The organism is Sediminitomix flava, from assembly GCF_003149185.1.
Lineage (GTDB): Bacteria > Bacteroidota > Bacteroidia > Cytophagales > Flammeovirgaceae > Sediminitomix > Sediminitomix flava.
This window is the reverse complement of the sequence record NZ_QGDO01000017.1, coordinates 1-3,924: the sequence shown is the minus strand read 5'-3', so window position 1 is coordinate 3,924 and position 3,924 is coordinate 1. Positions and strand designations below refer to the sequence as shown.

General features: G+C 32.3%; 5 protein-coding genes. All 5 read left to right on the top strand.

Annotated features, from left to right (window positions below; translation table 11 throughout):
• Positions 1 to 205: 205 nt before the first annotated feature.
• The 5 genes from BC781_RS25110 to BC781_RS25090 all read left to right on the top strand — a co-directional run bounded on the left by BC781_RS25110 (position 206) and on the right by BC781_RS25090 (position 3,771).
• Positions 206 to 931, top strand: coding sequence for a hypothetical protein (locus BC781_RS25110; protein ID WP_109623271.1), 726 nt, complete (start codon positions 206 to 208; stop codon positions 929 to 931).
• Between the two features lie 604 nt (positions 932 to 1,535).
• Complete coding sequence (locus BC781_RS25105) at positions 1,536 to 2,042, top strand: hypothetical protein (protein ID WP_109623270.1); 507 nt, start codon at positions 1,536 to 1,538, stop codon at positions 2,040 to 2,042.
• Positions 2,043 to 2,166: 124 nt separating this feature from the next.
• Complete coding sequence (locus tag BC781_RS25100; protein WP_109623268.1) at positions 2,167 to 2,484, top strand: hypothetical protein; 318 nt, start codon at positions 2,167 to 2,169, stop codon at positions 2,482 to 2,484.
• Between the two features lie 150 nt (positions 2,485 to 2,634).
• Positions 2,635 to 3,129 carry a DUF2569 family protein gene (locus tag BC781_RS25095; protein ID WP_109623266.1) on the top strand — a complete coding sequence of 165 codons (495 nt, stop codon included), beginning with the start codon at positions 2,635 to 2,637 and terminating at the stop codon, positions 3,127 to 3,129.
• 90 nt (positions 3,130 to 3,219) lie between these two features.
• Positions 3,220 to 3,771, top strand: coding sequence for a hypothetical protein (locus tag BC781_RS25090; RefSeq protein ID WP_109623263.1), 552 nt, complete (start codon positions 3,220 to 3,222; stop codon positions 3,769 to 3,771).
• Positions 3,772 to 3,924: the final 153 nt, after the last annotated feature.

Genomic DNA, 3,924 nt, shown 5'->3' with positions numbered 1-3,924 from the left:
GGATCTTATTATTCTTATAGAAAAGTTGATGAACAGAATGTGAGCTTTTATATATTGTCTGACAAGTATAAAATGGTCGTAATCATTCAACACGATATTTAAAATAGGGCTAACAAGGGGCATAGTTCACACCGCGCTAACCGTCAACACGACCTAAGTGCAAAACCATGCCCGATTCGTTGGTTGCAATATAAGTAAACATAACATGGTAAATAGAATTACAATATTGACCTTTATTAGTTTACTCTTTACTCAATGCAATTTTGAGATTGAGGGAGAGATACAGCATGTTTATAAACTCACCTCGCCTGACAAACAAGTTGAAATTTATGAGTGTTTTATTGAAAGTCCAATGGCTTTTGGATCTGGTAATATTGAGACAACGATTTTAAATTTAGGTGAAAATTATAATCCGAGACACTCTGGGAACTTTAGTGGATATACAATTCTCGGTTGGATTGGAAATGATACTTTAAAAGTGATTAAATTTCATAAAAAGAAAGAAAATGAAATTAAAATTCCGAGATCAAAATTACACGAAATTAAAAAATGGGGGGATTTTTATCTTGACATTACACATAGAACTTCTTACAGTGGTGGAAGAGCTTGGTTTAGTTTTGACTCCTTGTACTTTAAATCAGATAGTGTTTATTTTTTACAAAAGGATAGTTTAGGGATTATTAAAGACACGCTCGGAATATTGAAAGGTCAAATTAGATTATCAATAGATAGTGATACGGTTACAATGATTAATGGAGAATATCAGGAACGAATAGAAGACCACTTTGCGAAGATTACAGAAGGTAATGAGTTTGGGTATCCTTATGTTGTTGGAGAACATTGTGAGATTACTCCAAGATATAGATTAGAAACATCAATATTCAAAGAACAGCCGATTACGATAGAAATGGATATTAAAGATTACGAATAAATACTGCAACCAACAATGTATAAATTTCATAGCCGAGATAGCAGTGAATTGAAGGTTTGTAGCCCGCATCAAAATTGTTACGGCTTGATAGGAAAGTGCCACGCAATCGCCTACGAAATTTATACGAAACGTTGGGGCTCATTGTTCAGTTAGTCCAAAATAGCAAAACAGGTTTATCGTTCAGATTCTAATTTCAGTTGTAATTTTTATGGAACTTAATCTTTACGACTAACGGACTTTTTCAAACGATAACTGAGTTCAAATGCGATTCAATTTCTATGGAATTTGATCTTTATGGTCAACAAATTTTTAAGCGATAAGAGAGTTTAAATTCGATTTAATTTTATCGGACTTTAGGTTTTCTATTCCCACGGGATTTAAACTGAATTCAAACCTATTTTTTTCAATTTTTATGGATTTTGATTCGTTTAAAATTGAATTTCGAAATTAGTTCAGAACATTTCGATCGTTTGTAATAGAATCTGTTCTGCAAAAAATTAAACATAAAAAAATAAACGATCCCCAACAAGGAGCATAGTTCACAGGCAGCCTGCGACGCAACCTGCCTGCGTTACCATGCTCAGGGCGTTAGGCTTAATTAATCATGGCTAAAATTGGTTTCATAATAAGTTTATATTTGTGCTTATTCTTAAAGTCGTATTGTGATTGTAAATGGATTGAGAATTTATCTGAGGCACAAGAATTTCATCGAAATAACTCTAAGCTGATTTTTATAGGAGAGGTGGTTGAATTGAACGATGATAACACTTTTAAACTAAAGATCGTAGAGACTTTTAAAGGTACGGAATATGACTTTTTAATTGGAAACGTAACATCGTCTTGTTCAATAAAACCTAGTGAGATTGGAATCAAATGGCTTTGCTATGTGGATGAACCCGATTCAAATGGTTTTATCAGTTTATTGGATTGTGGACTTACTCGAAGTTTTAAAGAACCTAGCTTAATGTTGAAAGGAAGTGTTGCACCGCCACCTTTAAAAACTAATTCAGAATTAGAACTTAAGATTATTAGCACTGAATACTATTTAAAGAATCTTAGGATTTTAAATGATGAAATAGAGCAATTAAGAAAACTGAACTTAAAAAAATAAGCCTAACAAGGGGCATATTGCACAGGTCGGGTGCGACGCAACCCGCCTGCGACATCATGCCCGAGTCGTTAGCCACAATTAGTGATTTAGAAGTAAGCATTAGATATAATACCTGTAATATTTTATGAATCTATTCCAATTTATAGACTATCTACAAGATCAAGAGAAGTTAGCCTCTTTCTTAGAGGTAAATTATCCAAACCTTGATTACTACGACATAGAGATTTATTTAAAAAATTCTTTGACTATAAACTCTGAGTTAAAATTTTTTGATGACAATGAAATAGATGGAAGAATTATAATGGAGTTAGATGGAGTTAATTATCATAATTTATTTTCATTGGACTATCTTGTCGAAGTATGTAATGACTATTCTAAAATAACAGACAATAAAACGGATTTAGCCGAATCGATTTTAAATTATCGAATAAATGACGCCTAAGAATGTTTGTTGGAAAACTACTTTAGACGTGAATTTTGATTAAAAAGAAAAAAATGGCTAACAAGGGGCATAGTCCACAGGCATCTGCGACGCTATCTGCCTGCGATACCATGCCCGGGTCGTTGGGCAGAATAAGTTATAAATAAATAGATGAAACAAAGTATTTTACATACAGAGCAGCCAAACGCAAAGGAAAATTCAATTGGAGGTTGGTTATGGGTAATCATAATTGTGTTATTAGCTAGTGGACTTCAGACTATATTAGGAATAGTTACTACATTCAATGAAATGTTAGCGGATGACTGGAGTTTATATTTTCAAAGTACCGATGAGCTTCTAAAAACAAGGATAAAAATCTATATATATTTGATATCCTATATGACGATTAATCTTGGATTAATTATTTTGTCCCTAGTTTATTTTTTCCAGAAAAAGAAAAAATTTGTAACGATATTTTTAAGCCTTTTGGGATTTGCTCTTTTAGCAGAGTTTTTCAGAGTTTACTTTTTAAGTTATTATGCAGATTTAACTGCTCAAGATTCAACTAATTTAGACTCAAGTTTCCTTAAAACAGGTATCGTTTTAATTATTTCAGGGCTTTACCTAAATAAAGGTCGACGTCCATTACAAACTTTTATTAATTAAAATCTGCCCAACAAGGGGCATATTTCACAGGCAGCTATGCGACGCAATCTGCCTGCGATACCATGCCCGATACGTTACCTTCCATAGATTATGATAGAAAGAGAAGATTTTATAGAGTTCTTGTTTAGTATTTTTTCAGCTATAACTCCTCAACAAGCGGTATTTTTCTTAACTCTGTTTATAATCAAAGAAATATTTACCTTATGGAAATTTAGGCATTTTGTACATTCTGAAAATATGTATGTCATAAATAATTTCCTCGACAACTTTAGAACGATAAGAGGAATTGTCATAATTCTTGTCGTAGCTGTTCTCATTGGATTTTTTGTAAACTTTTTATTTTCAACTTTAATCTCTGATAATGAGATTCTATACTACTCAATAGTGTTCCAGATTTTAATTTTACTTCTACTGAATGATCTAACTATTATAGTCGTTACTCCAACGGGTTTAATAACACGATATACGAGTTTAAATCATTTTGAGATAGAATCTTTAGAAATTACTGGAGAAAGCTTAAAAATAGGCAGTAGTTCAGATCAAGAATTAGATCTAAAATTTTCAAAGGAAAGACAAACTGAGGTTAACCTCTTGTTGTCGAAACTAAACTTAGAATTAGAAAAAATTAAAAAAGGAAGGTAACAAGGGGCATATTACACAGTCGGTTGCGACGCAACCCGTCTGCGATATCATGCCCGATTCGTTATGTGTAAAAATTAACTTATTACTTTATGAAGAAAATACTATTACTTTTTGTGGGAATGTTACTAATTCCATTTTTAAGCATTTCTCAAT